Annotated in this window: 19 protein-coding genes and 1 riboswitch; of the genes, 7 read left to right on the top strand and 12 right to left on the bottom strand. The window is 40.7% G+C overall.

What is annotated here, in order from left to right:
* Window positions 1–37 precede the first annotated feature (37 nt).
* From PQ578_RS12300 to PQ578_RS12280, 5 genes are all read right to left on the bottom strand, one after another.
* Window positions 38–832 (bottom strand): energy-coupling factor transporter transmembrane component T family protein, encoded by a 795-nt coding sequence (locus PQ578_RS12300; protein ID WP_273834607.1) that lies wholly within the window; start codon window positions 830–832, stop codon window positions 38–40.
* Entirely contained in the window at window positions 810–2,258 is a 1,449-nt protein-coding gene (locus tag PQ578_RS12295) for an ABC transporter ATP-binding protein (protein ID WP_273834606.1), read from the bottom strand. Before PQ578_RS12295 ends, PQ578_RS12300 begins: the two co-directional genes overlap by 23 nt.
* Before the next feature lie 11 nt (window positions 2,259–2,269).
* The gene (locus PQ578_RS12290; protein WP_273834605.1) at window positions 2,270–2,848 is read right to left on the bottom strand and encodes an ECF transporter S component; all 579 of its coding nucleotides are present in this window, start codon (window positions 2,846–2,848) and stop codon (window positions 2,270–2,272) included.
* Complete coding sequence (gene tenA / locus PQ578_RS12285) at window positions 2,845–3,537, bottom strand: thiaminase II (RefSeq protein WP_273834604.1); 693 nt, start codon at window positions 3,535–3,537, stop codon at window positions 2,845–2,847. Before tenA ends, PQ578_RS12290 begins: the two co-directional genes overlap by 4 nt.
* A 139-nt stretch (window positions 3,538–3,676) precedes the next feature.
* A riboswitch (TPP riboswitch) is annotated at window positions 3,677–3,779 on the bottom strand.
* 36 nt (window positions 3,780–3,815) lie between these two features.
* Window positions 3,816–4,979: a histidine kinase N-terminal domain-containing protein gene (locus PQ578_RS12280; RefSeq protein WP_273834603.1), complete on the bottom strand. Its 1,164-nt coding sequence runs from the start codon at window positions 4,977–4,979 to the stop codon at window positions 3,816–3,818.
* Window positions 4,980–5,122: 143 nt separating this feature from the next.
* Between PQ578_RS12280 and PQ578_RS12275 the strand changes: the two genes are divergently transcribed.
* The 4 genes from PQ578_RS12275 (at window position 5,123) to ligD (PQ578_RS12260) (ending at window position 8,698) form a co-directional block, all read left to right on the top strand.
* Window positions 5,123–5,992 (top strand): SDR family oxidoreductase, encoded by an 870-nt coding sequence (locus PQ578_RS12275; RefSeq protein ID WP_273834602.1) that lies wholly within the window; start codon window positions 5,123–5,125, stop codon window positions 5,990–5,992.
* A 128-nt stretch (window positions 5,993–6,120) separates the two neighbouring features.
* Complete coding sequence (gene ku / locus PQ578_RS12270) at window positions 6,121–6,933, top strand: non-homologous end joining protein Ku (protein ID WP_273834969.1); 813 nt, start codon at window positions 6,121–6,123, stop codon at window positions 6,931–6,933.
* Window positions 6,930–7,832, top strand: a complete 903-nt coding sequence (ligD, locus tag PQ578_RS12265; protein ID WP_273834601.1) for a non-homologous end-joining DNA ligase — start codon at window positions 6,930–6,932, stop codon at window positions 7,830–7,832. Before ku ends, ligD (PQ578_RS12265) begins: the two co-directional genes overlap by 4 nt.
* On the top strand, window positions 7,799–8,698 hold the full coding sequence (gene ligD / locus PQ578_RS12260; RefSeq protein WP_273834600.1) for a non-homologous end-joining DNA ligase: 900 nt from the start codon (window positions 7,799–7,801) through the stop codon (window positions 8,696–8,698). Before ligD (PQ578_RS12265) ends, ligD (PQ578_RS12260) begins: the two co-directional genes overlap by 34 nt.
* 5 nt (window positions 8,699–8,703) lie before the next feature.
* Here the strand turns inward: ligD (PQ578_RS12260) and PQ578_RS12255 are convergent, their stop codons facing one another.
* The 4 genes from PQ578_RS12255 to PQ578_RS12240 form a co-directional block, all read right to left on the bottom strand.
* The gene (locus PQ578_RS12255; protein WP_098443082.1) at window positions 8,704–9,744 is read right to left on the bottom strand and encodes a LacI family DNA-binding transcriptional regulator; all 1,041 of its coding nucleotides are present in this window, start codon (window positions 9,742–9,744) and stop codon (window positions 8,704–8,706) included.
* A 252-nt stretch (window positions 9,745–9,996) separates the two neighbouring features.
* Window positions 9,997–10,839 (bottom strand): sugar ABC transporter permease, encoded by an 843-nt coding sequence (locus PQ578_RS12250; protein WP_273834599.1) that lies wholly within the window; start codon window positions 10,837–10,839, stop codon window positions 9,997–9,999.
* Between the two features lies 1 nt (window position 10,840).
* Complete coding sequence (locus PQ578_RS12245) at window positions 10,841–12,124, bottom strand: carbohydrate ABC transporter permease (protein WP_098443080.1); 1,284 nt, start codon at window positions 12,122–12,124, stop codon at window positions 10,841–10,843.
* A 95-nt stretch (window positions 12,125–12,219) separates the two neighbouring features.
* Complete coding sequence (locus PQ578_RS12240) at window positions 12,220–13,503, bottom strand: extracellular solute-binding protein (RefSeq protein ID WP_273834598.1); 1,284 nt, start codon at window positions 13,501–13,503, stop codon at window positions 12,220–12,222.
* Between the two features lie 306 nt (window positions 13,504–13,809).
* Here PQ578_RS12240 and PQ578_RS12235 point away from each other — a divergent pair, with 306 nt between their 5' ends.
* The 3 genes from PQ578_RS12235 (at window position 13,810) to PQ578_RS12225 (ending at window position 17,557) form a co-directional block, all read left to right on the top strand.
* Window positions 13,810–15,546, top strand: coding sequence for a glycoside hydrolase family 13 protein (locus tag PQ578_RS12235; RefSeq protein WP_273834597.1), 1,737 nt, complete (start codon window positions 13,810–13,812; stop codon window positions 15,544–15,546).
* A 243-nt stretch (window positions 15,547–15,789) separates the two neighbouring features.
* Complete coding sequence (locus PQ578_RS12230) at window positions 15,790–16,131, top strand: P-II family nitrogen regulator (RefSeq protein WP_098443077.1); 342 nt, start codon at window positions 15,790–15,792, stop codon at window positions 16,129–16,131.
* A gap of 22 nt (window positions 16,132–16,153) precedes the next feature.
* Entirely contained in the window at window positions 16,154–17,557 is a 1,404-nt protein-coding gene (locus PQ578_RS12225) for an ammonium transporter (protein ID WP_273834596.1), read from the top strand.
* 704 nt (window positions 17,558–18,261) lie between these two features.
* Here PQ578_RS12225 and asnB read toward each other — a convergent pair.
* From asnB to PQ578_RS12210, 3 genes are all read right to left on the bottom strand, one after another.
* A complete protein-coding gene (asnB, locus tag PQ578_RS12220; protein ID WP_273834595.1) occupies window positions 18,262–20,103 on the bottom strand; it encodes an asparagine synthase (glutamine-hydrolyzing) in 1,842 nt (613 codons plus the stop codon).
* A gap of 105 nt (window positions 20,104–20,208) precedes the next feature.
* Window positions 20,209–21,204, bottom strand: a complete 996-nt coding sequence (locus tag PQ578_RS12215) for a class I SAM-dependent methyltransferase (RefSeq protein ID WP_273834594.1) — start codon at window positions 21,202–21,204, stop codon at window positions 20,209–20,211.
* A 16-nt stretch (window positions 21,205–21,220) separates the two neighbouring features.
* Entirely contained in the window at window positions 21,221–22,552 is a 1,332-nt protein-coding gene (locus tag PQ578_RS12210) for an FAD-dependent oxidoreductase (RefSeq protein ID WP_273834592.1), read from the bottom strand.
* Window positions 22,553–22,592: the final 40 nt, after the last annotated feature.

Below are 22,592 nucleotides of genomic sequence, written 5' to 3'. Positions count from 1 at the left end.
AACACGAAGAAACCGGCTAGTTTAACTAGCCGGTTTCTTAATTTCGAACATCTGTTATCTCAAAGTATGGGAACGTATAACCAATCCAATATGATAGACAAAAGCCCGCTATGATATAGAGAACAAAATAAATGTCGACTTTGGAAAAATTCTGTTTGTAATAATACGTTCTCTCTTTATTATTAAACTGCTTTGCTTCCATCGCAACAGCAATCCGATGAGCTCTACGAATGCTTTGTGAAAGAAGCGGGACAGCGTAGAGCATAATGGATTGCGTGACGCGTCGCAACCCTTTTTTCTTTTTCACTCCTCGAATTAATAAAGCGGCCCTAAGCTGCTGGAACTCCTCCACCATAACGGGAAGAATTCGCACAGCTGCCATAAAACTATAAGCAAATCTTGGCGGCACTTTAAGCTGTTGAATGAGAGAATAAAATAGAAAGACAGGTCGCGTCGTAAGCGCAAATAACAGACCTAATAGAGCGAAGTTTAACGCTCGAAATCCAATGTGTAGCCCTCGAAAAAAGCTTTCTTCCGTAATGTGAATTATTCCCCATCTCCACCATGTTGTGGATCCTTGCCCAAAAAACATCATGCTCGATGCACTAGAGAAAAACAATAATAAAAACGGGATAAGCAATAGCGCTATTACGATCCTTCGATGTCCTGTTGCAAACAAAACTAGAATAAACGGTACAAAGGTTAAATTGCTCATCACATTCGGATTATGAACAAACAAGAGAGTGAGAAATAATGAAAGAAAGAAAACCAATTTAAAGGCAGGGTTTAAGCGATGAAGCCAGGTTTCTTCATATTGTAGAGTCCACTGCATGACGTTCCTCCTCTTCCCGACGTTCTAACTCCCTATCTTCGATCAGCTTTCCCTCATGTATGACCCACTCTCTCGTAGCGTAGTTTTGCACAACCATCTCATCATGCGTAACCATTATAATTAGCATACCCTTAGACCTTAATTGTTCAAATAAAGCTAGAAGCTTAAATGTATTGCTGGCATCCTGTCCAAACGTTGGTTCATCTAACAACAAAACAGGTTGATCCCCAAACAATGCCGTCCCCACGCTTAGCCGTCTCTTTTGACCGGTAGAAAGCTGATAAGGATGAAGGTTTTGAACGTGATGTAAATCATAAGCCTCGAGCCAGTTCTTTACTTTTTTTGCTACGTTCCTGTCGTCCATCATTTCAAGTGAGTAAGCTAGCTCGTCATATACGGAATTTGTAATAAACTGAAATTCCGGATTTTGAAAAACAAAAGCAAGCTGCTCTCGCGATGCCTTGATTGTTTTTAATTGCCCTCTTACGCTTTTCGTACCTGTTGTTTTCATGACATTCATCAAACTTAACAGAAATGAACTCTTCCCAGCTCCATTTTTACCTGTAACCACAATCCATTCGCCTTCATGAGCGATTGCATCTGATACTTCAATTTTTGGCGTTTTTCCTCGGTAGCCTTGTAGCTGATGGATGAACATCAGCTGCTGTCCTTTTACATAAGGGGCTGGAAGATTCTTTTCTTTCCTATGTTCATCCCAAACGCCCGGGTACCAGATGCCGTATTCTCTTAGTTTAGGCTTATAAAATGAAAACACACTTTTAGGATCGGCATCAGCAATCTTCTTTCCTTCTGAATCAAATAGCACAATTCGATCAACAAAGTGAATCACTTCATCAATTTTATGTTCCACGATGATCATCGTTTGTTTTTCATTGATTTGTTTTATCGTATTCCATACTTCCGTTGTTCCTTCAGGATCGAGCAATGCTGTTGGTTCATCTAAAAAGATAACATCTGGTTCAAGAGCAAGCATAGAGGCGATGGCGAGACGCTGTTTCATCCCTTGAGAAAGAGAGCTTATTTCAACATGTGGGTCAGAAAAGTAAAGACCCACTTTATTAAGATAGAGACGAATCAACTTCTTCATTTCAGGTTGAGGTACTGCTCGATTCTCAAGAACGAAAGCCATCTCTTCATCTACATAAGGCATGCAAAATTGAGAATCTGGATCTTGAAAGACGACGCCCGAAGACTCAGGGGTTTTCACTTGATCTGCTTTCATCGGAACTGGAACGGCATTCGGAATTAATCCAGATAAAATTTGTAACAGTGTCGACTTGCCACAACCACTCGGTCCAAGAAATAAGACTTTTTCTCCCTCTTTAACTTGAAGTGACAAGTTGTTAAACAATAACGTTTTTGCTCCTGCGTATTTTACACGAAGATTTGATACGCCAACTTTCATGTTACCACCCCTTACTGATCCAACGCCTTGTAATCCTCATCGCTTGCAGGTCTAATTAAGGTTGTGACGCCGGTTTTCTCTAAAGCCTCAACAAGAAAATAAGCAAGAATTCCGGCTATCAAAAAGCCACCTAACAAACGGGCACCGATAAGAAGAAGTAAATTCCAAAGCGCGAGATCCATCACATAGCCATAGGCAGCATCCATGACTAATGAACCTACCGCTGCAGCAATTCCTCCAAGTGCTGCAACAAAAGCGGTGTATCGTTTGTAACCAAATAAAGCAAACATTAATTCCGTTCCTAGTCCTTGTACGATTCCATATAGAAGAACAGATAAACCGTATTCTGACCCAACGAGAAACTCCCCAGATGCAGCAGCAGTTTCTGCTAGTAAAGCGACTCCTGGCTTACGTAAAAGAAGAATCGCAACTGTTCCCGCAATGAACCACATACCGTAAATGACGTCCCCAATATGTAGTCCAAAAGGTTTTAAAATGGTGTAAACCGGTCCCCACAGTTTATAAATAATACCAAACACCAGGGCAATCACAATTGTTATTAAAATATCTGAAAGCTTTAATCGTTTCATACGCGCTCACCTTTTTGTATCGCTACTGGCCACTCTTCCACTTGATAAGCCATTTCCCAAAAACCATATTCCAACTGACAGCTAAGCATGAAATAGTCTTTGATTCGCTCTAACTCTCGTTCTGGTGCCGTTTCAGCCCAGCCGTCCAATATCCCTCTAAGTTGATCGGTAACAGTTTCCATTGATTTCTCTCCGTAAAACGTGATCCAATCATAAAAAGGATGATCTTCTTTAGGATTTACCTCTTCCATTAATCGCTGACCGATCTCAAGATAAGTCCAGGGACATGGCAGTAGCGCTGCAATAATTTCACCTAGTGTTCCGGAATGGGCGGCATCAAGCATATGTCTCGTATAATGGTGTGCAGTCGGCGCAAGTGGATAGCCTTGTAGCTCTTCATAAGAAACCTCAGCGGCGCGACATAGATTGTTATGTGGATGAATCTCACTATGAAGGACGAAAGATATTTGCTCATTGAAAAGTGCCATTTCTTCTCGATCTTCACACTTTGATAACGCAATGCCATAGATTCTTACAAACGTATTCAAATACTCAAAATCCTGCTTTACGTAGTGTACTAATTGTTCCTTCTCTAACTTTCCTTCAGCGATCCCTCTCACAAATGGATGGTTGAAAATCGCCTCAAAAATCGGTGCCGCTTCTTCTCTTAACTGTTTCGTAAATGACATAAAAAACTCCTCTCCGCTTTTCATCCACCTGATGAAGAGGAAAGGAGCTTGAATACCGTTGATCCGTCATTTCTGAAGCAACTCACTTTCAACGTTTTTTCTACGTCAAAAAGCCGCTCCAGAAATGGAGCGGCTGCGGTGGCATCCGTCTCCACTTTCCTCCGCTGGCGTTAACCAGATCAGGTTCAAAGGGTCCAGGCACACCTGTCTCAGTCATTAAAATGACTCCCCTAGTGGATATATAAAAGCTTTACATGTAATCATTTGATACTATTAACCTACTCTTCTTTGACACCTTTGTCAACCATCACTGGAAGCTCGATGACGAAAGTTGTTTGTTCAGGATTGGACGTAACAGATATGACACCCTCATGCTTTTCAATAATTTGTTTGCAAACCGAGAGCCCTAGTCCTGTTCCAAGCCTCTTCGTGCTAATAAACGGTTGAAAGATGCTTTCCACAAGATGCGATGGTATTTGACGTCCATTATTCGAAATTTCTACCGTGATTCTTCCGTGATTTTCTTTTGCCTTCACCTTTATTTTTCGTTTCTCGATGATGTTTTCATTTAACTCTTCAATGGAATTAATCATGATATTAAGAACGACCTGTTTAATTTGCTCTTCCACGCCAAATAACGGAATATCGGCCGAAATGTCGGTATCGACTTCTATATTTGATTCAAGAAGACGTGGATAAAGAATGTCGATTGTGTATCGTAATAAACCACTCAAGTTTAAAGATAGAGGGTGATCATCGATTCCGCGCATTTTCGATAAAAAGAGAAATTGACTTACCTTTTCTTCAAGACTCTTCATTTCACTGTTAAGAATTTCAAAATAATGCTTTCCTGAGGGATGATTCGCTTCACACTCATCTTCAATTAGTTTCAGAAACCCTTTAATTGAAGTTAAGGGATTACGAAACTCATGGGCAAAACTCGCCCCAAGTTGGCCAAGAATGGTTAACCGATCGCTGTGCATTTCTTGAATAAATTTATTTTTATCCTGGATAATATGATCTTTCAACTTCGTATATTCCGTAACCGAATGATAAGAATAAGCGTTAAAGTAATTATTTATGATTTGCAGTCCTTGAGACAATTCATTTCTGTTAAAAGATGACTCATGTAGAACTGAGAGCACAACAGATCGACCGAAGTTAATATTCGCAATAAATTCGCCTATATTAACATTTGCCTCAATGCGTTCATTAGCAATTTTTTTCGTTAGCGTGATGATCCAATTTTCATCCTGCACTCGAATATAGCGTGAAATCAGTTCAACCGTGCGCTTTCCATTTTTTATGATTTCTTCATAGTAAGGATCATCAGGAGAAATTTTTGCCCCCTCCAACCATTTTTCAACAATTTGGGGCTGACTCTCTTCTAAAAACGAAGCGAGCTGTTCTTTAAATTCCGATTCTTTTAAATCAACATTCATGCCTTTCGCCTCACAAACTACATTTAAGTATGCTTCATTTTATCATGTAATGGAAAGGTCATCATTACTTCTCCCACATTAGGTTTAGAAAAGATATTTATTGGTAAACTCTTACATAAGGACAAAGGAAAAGGAGTGCTAACATGCGACCGGATTTTAGACAAACTGAAGGACAACCTGCCCAGCATCAAAATCACCAACCTGGATCTGAAAAACAAATGAATCCCCTCCCCCTTACAGAGGACCAAGACTACAAGGGTTCTGGAAAATTAACAAGTAAAGTTGCCCTCATTACTGGAGGAGATAGCGGAATTGGCGAAGCAGCTGCAATCGCTTATGCAAAGGAAGGTGCTCATGTAGCCATCGTCTACCTGGACGAACATGAAGATGCACAGAATACGAAGAAACAAATAGAAGATGAAGGTACACAGTGCTTGTTATTACCTGGGGACATTGGAGATGAACTCTTTGCGATAAGCGTCATCAAACAGGTGATTGATCACTTCGGACAATTGGATATTTTAATTAACAATGCAGCTGAACAGCACCCTAAGCAGAGCATTGAAGAAATTACAGCCGAGCAACTTGAAAAGACTTTTCGAACGAACGTCTTTTCAATGTTTTACTTAACGAAAGCAGCTCTTCCTCACCTTAAGAAAGGCAGTGCGATTATTAACACCTCTTCCGTTACGGCTTATGAGGGAAATGAACAGCTCATTGACTATTCTAGTACAAAAGGAGCGATTACAACATTCACGAGAAGCCTCGCAAAATCACTTGTAGGTAAAGGAATAAGGGTGAACAGCGTTGCACCTGGTCCCATTTGGACACCGCTCATTCCTTCAACGTTTTCTGCTGAAAAAGTAAAGAACTTTGGAACGAATACACCAATGGGAAGACCGGGTCAGCCCGAGGAATTAGCTGCGGCTTACGTCCTTCTTGGATCGGATGATTCTTCCTATATGACTGGTCAAACTATCCACATTAATGGCGGACAATACGTTACTTCTTAAAAAACCTCCACTGGAGGTTTTTTTGCTACCTGACTGCATTTCTCTCCACCATTTTTTTCTATTATGATTTTTTATTCTTGTGAGAAACTAAGTGAAAAGAATCGGAAAGGGTGAGTGTGTTGCATACGATGTGGAAGGGGGCTATTAGCTTTGGATTGGTTAATATACCTGTTAAGCTTTATGCTGCGACTGAGGATAAGGATATTAAGATGCGCTACCTTCATAAGGAATGTCATACTCCGATCCAATATGAAAAGCGATGCCCAAATTGTGATCGACCGTTAGAATCAGAAGATATTGTGCGGGGTTATGAATACGAAGATGGTAAGTTTGTCATCATGGAAAAGGATGAAATTGAAGCACTGGCCCATGAAAAAAACAAATCAGTCGAAATTGTAGATTTTGTTGAATTAAATGACATTGATCCAATCTATTTCAATCGCTCTTATTTTATCGGCCCAAATGATCACGGGAGTAAACCGTATATGCTGTTAAAACAAGCAATGGAAGAGTCTGGGAGAATTGGGCTCGCTAAAATAACGATACGCTCTAAAGAACACCTTGCAGCTGTGCGAGTATATGACAAAGGTTTGATGCTTGAAACGATGTACTTCCCTGATGAAGTAAGGGAAATCGATAATGTTCCAGATATACCTGAAGAACTAGAAGTTAGCGATAAAGAAAAGAAGTTGGCAAAACAGTTAATCGAGCAACTAACGACAAAATTTAACCCTTCTCAATACAAAGATGAGCGACGTGAAGCGATATTAGCCCTTATTGAAAGCAAAATTTCTGGGAATGAAATAAAAGTTGTGGAAGAAAAACCGAAAAGAAATGTTGCCGATCTGATGGATGCCCTACAAGCAAGCTTAGATACAAGTCCTAAGGCGCCCCCAAAAAAGAAAAAAGCTGCACCAAGGAAAAAGAAGGTCGCTAAATGACTTCAACTTACTTTCCTATGCTCCCTACACTTACCGCTTCAATTCCCGATACAGCAAACTGGTTGTATGAGGTGAAATATGATGGCTATCGTAGTTTCTTATCCTGGGATGGGAATACGATAACGTTAACGAGTCGAAATGGTCACAATTTTAATAAGAAATTTCAACTGTTGCATCACTCGCTTATCAAATTGTTTAAAGAGACTAACATTTCATATTGCATTTTAGATGGTGAAGTGTGTGTGTTAAAAAATAAATATTTCGCAAATTTTGAAGCCCTTCATACCGGTCAAGAAGATAACCTTTCGTTTATGGCGTTTGATCTTATAGAATTAAACAATGATGTCTTTTTATCAACTCCACTAATCAATAGAAAGACATATCTTCAAAAAATCTTGAAAAAAATCCCTTCGAACAACAGTATTTATTATGTTGCTTCATACACTCATGCCGATTCCCTATGGAATTTGATTACCTCTCACAAGGGGGAAGGAATGGTTTGCAAAAAAGCTGACAGCATCTATTCGCCTGGAAAACGAACGAAAAACTGGTTAAAGGTGAAAAATTGGAAACTTGCTACTGTTTTTTTGCATGCATATGATCAAACAAACGGGTATTTTCATACAGCTGTTAAGCGATCAGGTGATATTTATCAAGTAGCGAATTTTACACACGGGCTACGTTCAGAAGAAAGGAAAGCTTTATTTGAAGTGATGAAACGTAATAAAGTATACGAAAAAGCTGGATTAACGTATGTAGATCCAGGCATAGTCATTCAGCTTAAATACCTTGATCTATATAAAGAAAAGTTGAGACACCCGAGGTTTCATCAGTTTTGTTTTGATCGATCATGGGAGGATTGTACATGGGACAACATTCAATCACTGTGGGAGATGTAGAGCTTACGATTACGAATGCAGAGAAGCTTCTATGGAAAGGCGTTACCAAAGCTGACTATTTGAATTATTTAGCTAGAATCTCTCCCCTTATGCTTCCATTTCTACATAACAAACCGTTAACAGTCATTCGGTATCCTGATGGTATTAATGGAGAAGCCTTTTATCAGAGAAACTGTCCTGAATACGCTCCAGACTTTATTAAAACAGTTGAGCACCACGATAACAATTACATGATTTGCTCGGATCTACCTTCCTTGCTATGGCTTGGCAACCAGGCTGCAATTGAATTTCATATTCCTTTCTCTACCTATCAAACCGAAAAGCCCTCCGAAATTGTTTTTGACCTTGATCCTCCTTCTAATCAGGCGTTTCATCTAGCGGTACTCGCCGCAAAACAAATAAAAGACAACCTTGATCGCCTTCATGTAACAGGTTTTTTGAAACTATCAGGAAACAAAGGACTTCAAATTCACATTCCGCTTCCAATCGATACGTTCACTTATGAACAAACAAAGATATTTACTGCATTTATGGCAAAATTCTTAGTTGAAACGAACCCTAACTTGTTCACAATTGAGCGTCTTAAAAAGAACCGAAATGAGCGTCTTTATGTTGACTATGTCCAACATGCTTCAGGTAAAACAATCATTGCACCGTATTCCCCTCGTGGAAATGCTGAAGGGTTAGTTGCCGCACCAATTGAATGGAATGAATTAAAAGATGGATTAACGCCTACTGATTTTTCAATGGAACGCGTGTTAAAGCGTAAATTGACACCATTCCGCGATTATGAAAAGGCAAGAGATCAGCAACCCTTTAAAGAAATATTAGACTGGCTACTCACCAAAAAAACTAACCATCTATAAGACGGTTAGTTTACTTTTTCGCTTTCGTTGAGCGTTCTGACTGACCACCGATCTACGACTTGATGCGGTATGCAGACTCGTTTACTCGCCATCTCATTGTCATCGATTTTTTCAAGTAAGCAATTAACGGCCTGATAGCCTAGTTGAAAAATATTAATATCCACAGACGTTAATGGGGGGCTAGCATATTCGGCAAGCATAACATTGTTAAAGCTAATGATGGAAACATCATGAGGCACTGATAGTCCCATTTCATCTAATTTGCTCATGATTCCTAAGGCCATTAGATCGTCGGCTACCACGAGCGCGGTTGGTGGTTTTTCTAATGAAAATAGCTCCATTACGGCTTCATGTCCACCCTCTTTAAGAAACTCTACGTGTACGACGTAATCATCGCTGTAAGGAATATCAGCTTCTCGTAGCGCCTTTTCATACCCGCTTAATCGATCCACTGTTACAACAAGATCTAAATTCCCTCCGACAAACGCAATCCGCTTGTGACCTTTTCCTATAAAGTGATCGGTCACATCTTTCGCGGCTCGAAAATTATCATTATCGACGTGAGTAATGGAATCAGGATTCACTAATGGCTTGCCAATCACTGTAAATGGAAAGTTCTGTTCCTCAAGAAACGCCATGATTTTATCATCGATTCTTGAGTACAGCATGACGATTCCATCCACTCTCCGACCGTGGACCATCCCCATAACCCCTTGCAGCATTTCCTCTTCAGTTGCCCCAGTTGAAAGGTAAAGCGTGTATTCTTTTTCGTGCGCCTTCGTGCTAATCCCACGAAGAACTTCGGGAAAGAACGGATTCTGTAAAGCTTTATCGGCAGAACTTGGCATCACAAGACCAATTGTTTGGGTACTCCGATTGGCAAGACTTCTTGCATTGTAGTTAGGATGATAGCCAAGCTCTTCCATTGCTTCTCTTACACGGCGTTTCGTTTGTTCACTAATTCTGGGATTGTTTGCGATAACACGTGACACTGTAGAAGGTGCGACATTCGCAAGTTTTGCTACATCCTTTATCGTTACAGCCATTGGAATTCCTCCTATACAAAGCTAGTAGCACTTTAGCGCCTAGCACATTTTCATGAATCACGACCTAATCATTTATTGTAAACGATTTCTTACTAAAAAGACATCTCTGCCTAACCTATAGAATCATATGCCCAAACCTAAATGTCTCGATGGGTATTTATTAAGTTGGTTTTCACCCGTAAGGTTAGATAAAAAAGAGAAAGAAGGAATAAGAGAAGCTTTCCTCTTCATCTTCTTTCTCCAGTCTGAGATCTATCCTTTTGTTCCTCCAGCAGTTAGGCCAGAAATAAAGTAGCGTTGAAGCGATAGGAATAGGATCGAAATTGGAATGGCAATCAAAACAGATCCAGCTGCAAATGTTGTAAACTCATTCCCAAATTGATCAGAAATCATTTTGTAAAGACCAACAGCAAGCGTGAACTTCTCTTCACTTCTAAGGATAACTTGAGCAAGGATAAAGTCAGTGAACGGCGTAATGAAGCTAAATAGTGCTACAACAGCAAGAATCGGTTTCGCAAGTGGCAAAATGATTTGCCAGAAAATCCGAAAGTGCCCTGCTCCGTCAATACGCGCTGACTCGTCAAGTTCTTTAGGAATTGTATCAAAATAGCCTTTCGCTAACCACGTATTCATCGGAAGTAACCCACCTGCATAAACAAGGATTAAGGCAAAGTGTGTATCTAATAATCCGGTAATGTAAGCCAGAACGTAAATTGCGATCAATGCCGCAAAGTTCGGAATCATTTGAAGGATTAAGAACGTCATCAAGCCATTTTTACGACCAACAAAACGATAGCGTGAGAAAGCATAGGCCATACAAGAAATCATAGCTACAGCTAGAATCATAGTAATGATACAAATTTTAAGCGTGTTCCAGTACCAGAGTAGGTAGTCACTTTCTTCTGTATTAAACAACGATTTGTAGTGATCGAGCGTTGCATCTTTTGGAATAATCGATGATCCAGATAAGCTGTCTCCAGGATTAAACGATGATCCAACGATCCAGAGAACTGGATATAAAATAATGACGCATGCAATTGCAATAGCAATATAGGACAAGGTTAAGCGTAAGGTATTCTGCATTTTTGGACTCATATTACATCATATCCTCTTCTTGGAATGATTTCGTTCTTCTAAACTGCCACAGTGCAACACCGATAACAATCGCTGATAGGATCATTGTAATTGCGGCAGCTTTTCCATATTGTGCGGAAGTAAATGTTAGCTTGTAAATCCACGAAATCAAAATGTCAGTGGAACCAGCCGTTTGACCTGAAACTGCAGGTCCCCCGCCATTAAACAGGTAAATAACATTAAAGTTATTAAAGTTAAACGTGTATTGCGTGATTAAGATTGGAGCGATGGCAAACAGTACCATTGGAAGTGTAATTCCTCTGAACTTCTGCCACATATTTGCTCCGTCAACCGTCGCAGCTTCATATAACTCATCTGGAATCGATTGCAGCACACCTGTCACCATTGCAAAAATAAACGGGAATCCAAGCCAGAACTGTATCAAAATTAAAGCAATTTTCGTCCAGAATGGCTCTGTAAGCCAAGGTATTGCATCGATCCCGAACGCTGCTAAAATGTCATTGTTTATCGCACCAAACGTTTCATTAAACATCCCTGCAAACACAAGAATAGATACGAATGCTGGTACGGCCCATGGCAAGATAAAGATTGTTCTGAAAATGCCTTTAAATTTAAGGTCTTTCTGATTCATTAATACAGCGAGAAAAATGCCAATCGCAATTTGTCCAGTCGTTGCAACGAATGTCCAAACGATCGTCCACGAAAACACATCCAAAAATGTATCGCGCCAAATATCTAATTTAAATATATCAATATAGTTTTGAATCCCGATCCAGTCAACTAAATTAGCTGGTGGAGAATGATAGAGATCGTAGTTTGTAAATGAAAGCAAAATAACAAACAATATCGGAAAAATAACAACAAAGATTAACAAGAAAAAGCCTGGTGTTAACATTAAATAAGGAAAACCTTGATCTGCAACATTTCGATATTGCTCTCTCACAGAATTTAGAGGAATGCCAAGATCACGATTTCTTCCGTTCAAGTACGCATCCCTCAGGTTTAAGAAGTAAATAACCAATCCGATTAGGATAACAAGGACAGCGATTATTCCCTGTGTTAACAAGAAGATGGAATGATCTCGCGGTAGCTGTTCTCCTAACGTAACGATCCCCCATAGTCCAATGTTGATTAAGTCAGCAAAAGCAACTGCAAAGGAAACAGTTAGAATAAAGAACATGAGTCCTTTGAGGATTTGCTTGTTATAAAACTGACCAAATCCAGGTATGATTGAGAGTGCTAATGCTGTTTTGCGATGCTTGGTTTGACGTTCAGTTGCCTCCATCGTGATGGCAATCCCCTTTCTTCTCCCCACTTTTCTAGCTTTAAAGTGAGAAGCAGTACCCCGTTTCCGGAGTACCGCTTTGAATTTTCAACTCATTAGTTGCTGTGATTTTGTTCGATTTGAGACTTAATTGTTTTTGTTGCTTCATCTAGTGCAGCTTTTGGCTCTTGCTTTTTCGTAGCAACTAGCTGAAGGGCTGATGCTGCTGGCTCCCATACTTCTGCCATTTCTGGAATGTTAGGCATAGGAACACCATATTGAGATTGAACTGCAACTGCAGAAGCACCTTCATTGTCAGCAATAACTGGATCCTCAATCAGTGATTTAACTGGAGGAATTTCAGCTGTTTCTTCATAACGAATCTTCGCATTTTCCTCGTTTGTTAACCATTCTACGAGCTTTGTAGCCCACTCTTTGTTCTCAGAGAAATTACTTACGTGCCACCCTTTAACACCGATAAATGTTTTAAAGTTTTCGCCATTTGGAAGTTTAGGCATTGGTGCTACACCAATATCAATTCCAGCATCTTTATAACCCTGGAAAGACCAAGGTCCGTTCATAACAGAAGCGGCTTTTCCTTCATTAAAGAGACCGTCCATCGTTGATCCACCGTTTTCGCCAATAAGACCTTTAGGGAATAGCCCTTCTTCATACCATTTCTGAATGTACTCAGTACCTTCTACTGCACCTTCATTGTTCAGACCGATATCTTCCGGATTCAGGCCATCATCTGTACGATCAAAGACATAGCCACCGTAACCAGCCAAGACAGCGTTTGCAAAATAGAAATTATCCCATAGTGCTAAGAAGCCATACTGCTTGTCTTTTGTAAAATCTTTTGCGAAATCATAGACTTCATCCATAGATTCTGGTGCTTTGTCCATAAGTTCTTTGTTGTAAATAAAAACAGGTGTTTCTGTTGCTTTTGGTAGTCCGTATAGCTTTCCATCAAAGCTTTCTGCTTGGATAGAAGATTCTGTAAACGTATCAACAACGGACTGCTCTACTTCGATTGGAGAAATAAGTCCCTCAACCGCAGCTTGTCCAATTTGATCGTGTGGTAGTGTAATAACATCAGGTCCAGTACCTGCTGGGCCGTCAAGACGAATTTGTTCTCTAATTTCATCCGCCATACCTAGTTCTTTAAATTCTACTTTAATGCCATACTCTTCTTCAAAACTAGCAATTGCCGGTTCAAGCGCAATCCCTTTATCTGTATCTTCCCAAACAACAAGCTTCTCAGGTTTGTTAGCGTCATCCCCTTCAGAATCACTGCCTCCACCGTTACTTGAAGCGTTTTCATTGTTTTGCGGTCCGCATGCTGCAAGAACGCCGATTGCAAGAACTAGTGTAAGAAACAAAGCGAAAAAGCGTTTCATGTGTTAACCCCCTCTTAAATTTTCGATCATCATACAAACGCTTTCATTGATTTTCGTGAAAACGATTGCACTGACTATCTATAACCTATTATACATGCCTATTATTTTTTCGCAACCGTTTGCACAAAGTTTTTTCAAAATTTTTTCGAAATACCAAATCCTCCTTGTTTTTTACATTTGACTAGAAGCGATTGATCTTCTACATTTGATAGGGAAGGAACACGTAACACCTTTCTTCTATCATAAAAAGCTAGGATAATTTTTTTAAAACTAAATGCAAGCGATTGCACGAGGAGGTATTTTTTTATGCTTAAAGAAGCTATCTATCACCGTCCAAAGAACAACTATGCATATGCTTATGATCAAGAAACACTACATGTTATGATTCGGACAAAAAAAGACGATCTTACTTCAGTCTCACTCATTTATGGTGACCCCTACGACTGGCAAAATAACAAATGGCAATTTACGTCTAAGCAGCTAGTTGTCAGCGGTTCAGATTCACTCTTTGATTATTGGACCATAAAGATTAAACCGCCTTATCGCCGTTTACGATACGGATTCTATCTTGAAGATAAGGATGAAACTTATTTCTATACAGAAAAAGGCTTCTATGAAAAGCAACCTGAAGAAACAAATGACTATTTTAGTTTTCCTTTTCTCAATCGTGCTGATGTTTTCACTGCGCCTTCTTGGGTGAAGGATACAGTGTGGTATCAAATCTTTCCTGAGCGATTTGCAAACGGTGATGCTTCGCTAAATCCGAAAGGAACACTGCCGTGGGGTGAATACCCTCCTCAGCAAAATAACTTTTTTGGTGGCGACTTTCAAGGAGTTTTAGAACACCTTGACCATTTGATCGAGCTTGGAATAAACGGGATTTATTTCACCCCAATTTTCAAAGCTGAATCAAACCATAAATACGATACGATTGATTATATGGAGATTGATCCTCAATTTGGAAATAAAGAAACGTTTAAAAAACTTGTAGATGCCTGTCATGAGCGGGGAATCAAAGTGATGCTTGACGCTGTTTTCAATCATAGCGGCTATTACTTCGAACCGTTTCAAGATTTACTAAAAAACGGTGAAAAATCTCGTTATAAAGACTGGTTTCACGTCCGCTCTTATCCAATTGAAACAAAGCCTCTGCCTTCCTATGATACTTTTGCTTTCGAAGCCAAAATGCCTAAACTAAACACAGAAAATCCAGAAGTAAGAGAGTACTTACTTCAAGTTGGTCGCTATTGGATTGAAGAGTTCGATATTGACGGTTGGCGTTTAGATGTCGCCAATGAGATTGATCATCGTTTCTGGCGCGAATTTAGGAAAGAAGTAAAGAAAGTTAAACCAGAACTTTATATTCTTGGGGAGATTTGGCACGACTCAATGCCTTGGCTACAAGGGGATCAGTTTGATGCTGTGATGAACTATCCGCTAACGTCTGCCCTTCTTGACCATTACGCCTCTAACACGATCACTGCCGAAAGGATGGGAGACCGTCTCTCTTCACTTCTTCATTCTTACCCCGCTAACGTCAATAAGGTTGCGTTTAATTTATTAGGAAGTCATGATACCCCAAGACTTTTAACGTTAGCGAAAGAAAATAAAGAAGTTGTCAAACTCATGTACATCCTTCAATTCTCCTTTCCAGGAACGCCATGCATCTATTATGGTGACGAAGTTGGAATGAAAGGTGGCGCAGATCCTGGATGCCGCGAATGTATGATATGGGAAAAGAGCGAACAGGATACCGAGCTATATGAGTTTCTAAAAGAAATTCTTTCTCTTCGAAAACAGTATGCAGCATTTGGCAATGGCGGAGATTTTAAAATCATCGATTCAAATGAAACGCTAATTCAATACAAGAAGCAAGGGAAAGATGAAACACTTCTCTTTCTATTAAACAATTCATCCGATGAAGTAGATGTTGATCTATCTTCTTTGCAAGAAGAAGCTAAAAGTCTATTGGGCAGTCACTATGAGCATGGCTCTCTACTTCATCTCAAATCATTTGGCTATGCGATTTTGCTTTTAAATTAAGGAAGAATCTCTCGGATATTGAATCCGGGAGATTTTTTTGCTTCAAACTCTCTAACTACTCTGTAAGCGCAACCACCCTTATACCGCCTCAAGTATTCTGATAATTCATTTCTGACATAGTTAGATTTTCTTACAAAGTATTTTAAATTTTCTAAAAATAACCTTGAATTTCGCATTTTCTGAGCATAACATTAGGATATAGAAAAAAGGCAATGTTAGAAAAACTGACATGGAGGGTCTTATATGAAAAAAGTAGAAGCCATTATTCGTCCTGAAGCATTTCAGGATCTGAGAGATCGATTGCGAGATGAAGGAATCACAGGTATGACCGTTTCCGAGGTAGCCGGATGCGGATTACAAAAAAAGCAAACAGGCGTGTTTAGAGGGAGTCATTTCGAAGTCTCACTTCAAGCAAAAATTAAAGTAGAGCTCATTTTTGACGACCATCTTCTTGATCATGTGGTGAAGAATATTCGAGATATATGTGCAACTGGAGAAGTTGGGGACGGGAAAATATTTGTCTATCCCGTCGAGGATGTCATTCGCATACGATCTGGTGAACATGGACTAACGGCATTTAAATAAAAAGAAAAGGATGATAAATTCGATGAAAAAAATGACTGGTTTGTTCGCTCTTCTCTTTCTTCTTTCAGGTGGGCATGTCTTCGCAGCAGGTGATGCTACAGAAGTAAGTGCCTTGAGTGCTTCAATGGATACGGTTTGGATTATGATTGCTGCATTTCTCGTATTCTTTATGCATGCAGGATTCGCAATGGTTGAAACTGGATTTACTCGCTCGAAAAACGCATTAAATATTTTAATGAAAAACTTACTAACCATGTCGATCGGTGCAGTTCTTTACTTCATTGTTGGCTATGGATTCATGTTTGGTTCGTCAGCAGGCGGATTTATTGGGAGTGATGGCTTCTTTCTCTTTGAACAATCTGAAAACCTTGGATTCTTTGTATTCCAAGCCGTCTTTGCAGCAACTTGTGCAACGATCATTTCTGGTGCAGTAGCTGAACGAATGAAACTGATTAGCTATATCGGTGTTACAGTGATCATGATTGGATTTGTCTATCCTGTCGTAGGCCACTGGATCTGGGGTGGCGGATGGCTTGCAGAGTTAGGGTTCACGGACTTTGCAGGATCAACGGTTGTTCATATGACCGGTGCACTTGGAGCTGTTGTTGCCGTAGCATTTCTCGGAGGACGTATTGGGAAATATTCGAACGGCAAGGTAAATGTTATTCAAGGACATAATATTCCACTCGGCGCTCTTGGAGTATTCATTCTCTGGTTCGGTTGGTTTGGTTTTAATGCAGGTAGTACCCTTTCAGCAAGCGACGCACTTATTCCTACTATCGTAGCAACCACTCTTCTCTCAGCTTCAAGTGGCGTCATTGGAAGTGCCCTTTATTCTTACGTGCGCTACAAGCAAATTGATGCTTCCTTAACACTAAACGGCGCATTAGCTGGATTAGTCGGTATTACAGCAGGTACAGCAAGCGTGTCCCCAATAGGCGCCATGTTTATCGGTCTCATTTCTGGAGTTATTTTAATTGAAGCCGTTCAATTGATCGATCGCCGCGTGAAATTGGATGATCCTGTTGGAGCAATTGCAGTTCACGGGGTATGCGGGGTATGGGGAACTTTAGCAGTCGGATTATTTGCTATCGATGGCGGATTACTCTATGGAGGCGGAGCATCACTCATCCTTGTTCAAGCAATCGGAATTCTAGCTGTTATGGCCTGGACAATGGGAACGGTCGGCACCTTTTTATTCATCTATACTCGTTTCTCTTCGATTCGCGTTTCTCGTGAAGAAGAAATTCAAGGACTTGACTTCGCAGAGCACGGCTCAACAGCATACGAGCTTAGAGGCGGCATTCTAAACAACAACGAAAGCCCATCATCCCCTTCTCCATTCGGCCACGGCCTAATCGATCGACTCAACGGACTCGAACCAGGTGTTAAAGAACCCCAAGCCAAAGCAAAAACTAGTGGGTAATACAAAAAGCGGAGACGAGCGTTTAGAAACGGAGATATTGGAACTCTAGAACTAGAACACGCTCTTTGTGTTCTGGTGAAAGAGTGAAATATCGCAGTTTCTGCGAGTCGCAGCTGGATCTCATGAAAAGCGGAAGTGGGCGTTTAGGGTCGACAAGCGCTGGAGCCTTATCAAAAGAACACGGTCTTTGTGTTCATTTGATAAGGTGAAGCGATCGAGACCCTGCCCACTGCAGCTAGACAAGAAAAGCGGAAGCGCCCGTTTAGACACGGCAGGCACTGGAGCCTTTTCATTTGAACACGCCCTTTGTGTTCGGATGAAAAGGTGAAGTGACCGAGTGTCTGGGTGCTGCAGCTGGATCTACGAAAAGCGAAAGTGGGCGTCTAGACACGACAGGCACTGGAACCATCCGAATTGAACACGCTCTTTGTGTTCGAGTTGGATGGTGAAGTGACCGAGTGTCTGCCCACTGCAGCTGGATCTACGAAAAGCGGACCGGGCCCGTTTAAATCTGCAGGATGTTGGAGCCCTATCGAATGAGACGCTTTTTGTCTCAATCGATAGGGCGAAACAGCCGAAGGATTTGGCCCGCGCAGCTAGATCTACGAAAAGCGGAAGCCTCCGTTTAGACACGCCAGGCACTTGGAGCCCTAAACTATAAACACCAATAGAAAGGACCGGAGCCCCTCGCTCCGGTCCTTTTCTTAATCTACTAAATTCACGTTATGATGTTCCATCCAGTAATTGATTTGAGCAAGGTGAGCAATTAATTGTGGCCCAGCCATTAGCTGACCGAACCAAGGCACTTTAAATGCTTTGCCTTCTGAATCAATAATTTCTTGAACAACTTTTTGATCGATTAATTCGAGGAGTGGCGCTTGCTTATTATTAAGCGTATCTTGAAGCCATGAAGAAACAGCTTTCGTATAAGCCGGGTTATACGTTTTAGGATAAGGGCTTTTTTTACGGTAGAGTACATCATGCGAGAGTGTTCCAGTCATCGCTTTACGCAATAGCCCTTTTTCTCTTCCATCAAGCATCTTCATCTCCCACGGTACATTCCAAACGTATTCAATGATTCGATGATCGGAAAACGGCACCCTAACTTCTAAACTAGCCCCCATGCTCATACGATCTTTGCGTTCAAGTAACGTTGTCATAAACCAATTTAAATTTAAATAAAAGAGGGCTCTTCTTTTTGCTTCGATTTCACTTTCGCCATCAAGCGCCGGGGTTTCTTGAATCGATTCACGATACCTTTCAATCACGTAGTCTTCTAATTTCAACTTATTCCGAACGTCTTCTTTTAACATCGCCTGTCTTTCAAGAGTGGACCGCATCCATGGGAACTGTTCTTGATCTAATAGTTCCGGTTTATGAAACCAAGGATAACCACCAAAGATCTCATCTGCACACTCACCAGATAGCGCTACAGTTGCGTGTTTTTTGATTTCCTTTGAGAACCATAGCAAAGATGAATCGACGTCAGCCATGCCTGGAAGATCACGACATTCAATCGCTTCTTTTAGATGATGAACAAGCTGATCCGTGTCAATCACACAGTTCGTATGATCTGTTGCAAGTTCTGCTGAAACCTTTTTAATCCAAGGCGCATCTGAATTAGGCTGAAATTCACTACTCTTAAAGTATTTATCATTATCCACATAGTCTACGGAAAAAGAACGAAGCGTACCTTTCCCATCATCCTGAAATGCGCGCCCAGCAACCGAAGTAATCGCACTAGAGTCTACCCCGCCGGATAAAAACGTACAAACGGGAACATCCGCTACAAGCTGCCTTTTTATCGAATCTTTTAAAAGATCGCCAACCTTTTCCACCGTAGTATCAAGGTCATCCGTGTGATCGGTACTGACAACATTCCAATAACGCCAAATTCGAATTCCGCTCCGTTCAAATTTCATAGCAAATCCCGGCCGGAGCTCACTGATTCCACGAAAAACACCGTGACCTGGCGTACGAGATGGACCTAGGCCAAAGATTTCTTGTAAACCACCTCGGTCGATCTCCTTCTTGACGTCTGGATGCGTAAGTATCGCTTTAAGTTCAGATCCGAATTGAAGCGAACTTCCACTTTGACGATAGAATAATGGTTTAACTCCAAGTCGGTCTCTTGCAAGAAAGAGACGTTCTCCATCCCAAATCGCAAAGGCAAATATACCATTCAAATGATCCACGCACTGCTCTCCCCACTCAACATAGCATGTTAAAAGAACTTCCGTATCTGAATGAGATTGGAAAGTATACCCCTTACCGAGGAGAACTTTGCGTAAATCCTCTGTATTGTATAACTCACCGTTATAACAAATGGTATAGTTGATTTCACCATGTTTTCTTGTCATCGGCTGACTTCCACCAGCCGGATCGACAACGACTAAACGCGTATGACCAAATCCACAATGACCATCAACCCAATGGTTTGATGCATCAGGTCCTCTTTTTGATAAAGTTTGCGCCATATGCTGGAGGACTTTCTCTTCGCCTGTTAGACTTTTCTTCCAATCCACCCATCCCGTTATCCCACACAAAAAGATCTTCCTCCCCTCGTTGCTCTCTTTTCACATTATGCATACGCCTAAGTTTCGTGCAAAATGTCTCAGTTACAACGAAAAAAAGAGACCTTTTAAAAGGTCTCACACTTTTTGAAAACGCAAGAAGTACCATGCGCCTTCTTTGACAACGGGTTTTACCTGCTTTAATTGAAATCCAGTTTCAGCAGCAAGCTCTTCCATTTCATTGCGACTTGGCAGCGGAAAAAGATTATCGTGTGCACTCATGAAGCTATTAAACGCTGCTGAAAAGGCAAGGCCATGCTTGGATTCATGCATTGGGGTGATAATGAGAAGCTGACCATTTCTCCCTGTTACTTCATAGGCTTTCTCAAACAACTTCACTCGATCCTCAGGGGCAAAATAGTAAAGTAAATTGTTCATCATGGCTACATCAAATGGCTCCCCGTCCCATTTCCACGTCATCATATCATCAGGATACAGGTTAATCGGTGATTTTAACGGAAAATGGATGTTCTCCTCTGCATCCAAACAAACCGATCGATTTTTCTCAATTCCAACAAGTTTCATATGTTCAAGCTTCGCCCCAATACGCGATAAATAACCTGCATATCCTGCACCAAAATCAATGACAGAAGTTGCATTTGTTGATTTAATAGCTTGATAAATTTTTGGAAAAGCAAACCGTTCAATAAAGCTTGATGTCGCTGCAACAGTTCCACCATAATCTTCATCCTGATATAAGGCATGCTGATCTTTGTTTAGTAAATCCGGATAAGAAAGCAAAATCGGAATATGTAATTCCATCATTTCTTTTAATAAAATGCCAACAGACTGATCACTGTTTTTGGAGATAGACTCCACCATATGTTTCTTTGAACGAATGTTTCCATTCTTTTCATTTGTTAAATGACCGATTGCCACTCCAACATCGGCCCATCTTGTTAGAAGCAGTTCATTCATGTCTCGTTTGGTCGCAACGCTTGAGACGGTTGAGCCGGATTCGAATTCATCAAATAAATCATGTACATATCCTACGTGAGCGTGCCAGGCATATAAAAAGGGCTCATTACTTTTCATCCATTTTCGAGCACGCCAGATTTTTTTTATTTCTTTCATTTTACTTCCTCCCGTCTCATTTGCGATACCACGGATAGTCATCTTCTTTTGTAAACATCATTTTCTCTTCAGGATACTTACTTAATTTCCCATTCCCTATCGAAGCTGGAATGAATCCTGCTTGTTTCATACGATCCAATAAGGTGAATTTCCAAATCCCCAGCCCCGATGTATTCAGCATCTGTTTAAAATGAAGGAGCGGGGAATGCTCTGTTTGGTTCACTCCCTTTATACGAAGCTTCTGCCACGGACGATAAGGAAATGAGTAAAGCAATGCAGCCTGGTGGCTTAATGTTGAAACATATTCTGCTCGCGGCTTTCTTACTTTTTCATACCACTTTAGATGCTTCCAATCCGTTTGATCCGTTTGAAACATCCAGCAGAGAAGTTCTCCTAACACATCTGAATCCTGAATCGCCAGGTTCATACCTTCACCTGCCATAGGGTGAACGCTATGAGCCGCATCTCCGGTCAAAATCAAATTGTTCTTCACGTAGTTTGAAACATTGTGTCTGACGGGAATCATGAGCTGAATCTTTTTCCACGTATCAATCTGTTGCACGTACCCTTCAAGTTCAGGCATGAGTTCACAATAGGCACGGTAGAACGATTCAAGTCCCTCTTCCCGCATCGTCTTAAATTCGCCTGGTTTAATTAAGATAACGCTTCTCACTTCGTTGTTTGGAAGCGGGAAAAGGCCAACAAATTTATTTTGAGTCGTAATAATCGTTGACTGATTGAGCGTTTCTGGTCTGGGAAACGAAACTGTTAAGAAATGGTGATTGTATTTCGTATTCTTCATTTCAACTTCCATTGCCGTTCTTGTCGGAGACGCCCTTCCCTCGGCGCCAATATAAAAGTTGGCGTGAATTTCACGCTCTCCATCTTTCGTTTGAATAATGGCTTTCCTGTTCTCGGGCTCTTCTTCAGTAAAACCCGTTAATTTAGCTGGTTGTATATAGTCAACCGAATCATATTTCGAAGCCTCTTTAAACAAAAGTTCTTTTAGTCGCTCATGTGGAATCATAAGTGACGTGTTGTATGGAGAGGGAATGACATCGTAGCGGAATTCATTTGCGCTAAGCTGTTCCATCGAACCATCTTCAGTTTGGTTATATTCATAAAACTCGATCGAAGGTAAAAGAAACCCGTTCTCTTTCACAACTTCTAACACATTAATCCGATCAAGAACTTCTAGGCTCTTTGGCTGAAGAAGTTCTCCTTTATAAATCAACCCGCTCTTTTTATCTTTTTCAATTAATAGCGTTTTCACATTACACTGCCCTAATTTAACAGCGAGTGTAAGTCCTGATATGCCTCCACCTATGATCATCACATCATAATCCATGTACCATCACCTCTTTTTCGCTACTTTTTCTATTCCCTTC

Origin of the sequence: Guptibacillus sedimenti, from assembly GCF_028610665.1 — a bacterium.
GTDB lineage: Bacteria > Bacillota > Bacilli > Bacillales > Guptibacillaceae > Guptibacillus > Guptibacillus sedimenti.
This window is presented reverse-complemented; position numbering and strand designations above follow the sequence as displayed.

Coding starts and splice junctions, on each gene's coding strand:
- PQ578_RS12275 (WP_273834602.1), top strand. CDS start 5,123: ATGCGACCGGATTTTAGACAAACTGAAGGACAACCTGCCCAGCATCAA.
- tenA (WP_273834604.1), bottom strand. CDS start 3,537: ATGTCATTTACGAAACAGTTAAGAGAAGAAGCGGCACCGATTTTTGAG.
- ligD (WP_273834601.1), top strand. CDS start 6,930: ATGACTTCAACTTACTTTCCTATGCTCCCTACACTTACCGCTTCAATT.
- PQ578_RS12290 (WP_273834605.1), bottom strand. CDS start 2,848: ATGAAACGATTAAAGCTTTCAGATATTTTAATAACAATTGTGATTGCC.
- PQ578_RS12215 (WP_273834594.1), bottom strand. CDS start 21,204: ATGAAAGAAATAAAAAAAATCTGGCGTGCTCGAAAATGGATGAAAAGT.
- PQ578_RS12210 (WP_273834592.1), bottom strand. CDS start 22,552: ATGGATTATGATGTGATGATCATAGGTGGAGGCATATCAGGACTTACA.
- PQ578_RS12255 (WP_098443082.1), bottom strand. CDS start 9,744: ATGGCTGTAACGATAAAGGATGTAGCAAAACTTGCGAATGTCGCACCT.
- PQ578_RS12295 (WP_273834606.1), bottom strand. CDS start 2,258: ATGAAAGTTGGCGTATCAAATCTTCGTGTAAAATACGCAGGAGCAAAA.
- PQ578_RS12280 (WP_273834603.1), bottom strand. CDS start 4,979: ATGAATGTTGATTTAAAAGAATCGGAATTTAAAGAACAGCTCGCTTCG.
- PQ578_RS12235 (WP_273834597.1), top strand. CDS start 13,810: ATGCTTAAAGAAGCTATCTATCACCGTCCAAAGAACAACTATGCATAT.
- PQ578_RS12245 (WP_098443080.1), bottom strand. CDS start 12,124: ATGGAGGCAACTGAACGTCAAACCAAGCATCGCAAAACAGCATTAGCA.
- ku (WP_273834969.1), top strand. CDS start 6,121: ATGTGGAAGGGGGCTATTAGCTTTGGATTGGTTAATATACCTGTTAAG.
- PQ578_RS12240 (WP_273834598.1), bottom strand. CDS start 13,503: ATGAAACGCTTTTTCGCTTTGTTTCTTACACTAGTTCTTGCAATCGGC.
- PQ578_RS12230 (WP_098443077.1), top strand. CDS start 15,790: ATGAAAAAAGTAGAAGCCATTATTCGTCCTGAAGCATTTCAGGATCTG.
- PQ578_RS12225 (WP_273834596.1), top strand. CDS start 16,154: ATGAAAAAAATGACTGGTTTGTTCGCTCTTCTCTTTCTTCTTTCAGGT.
- PQ578_RS12300 (WP_273834607.1), bottom strand. CDS start 832: ATGCAGTGGACTCTACAATATGAAGAAACCTGGCTTCATCGCTTAAAC.
- ligD (WP_273834600.1), top strand. CDS start 7,799: ATGGGACAACATTCAATCACTGTGGGAGATGTAGAGCTTACGATTACG.
- PQ578_RS12250 (WP_273834599.1), bottom strand. CDS start 10,839: ATGAGTCCAAAAATGCAGAATACCTTACGCTTAACCTTGTCCTATATT.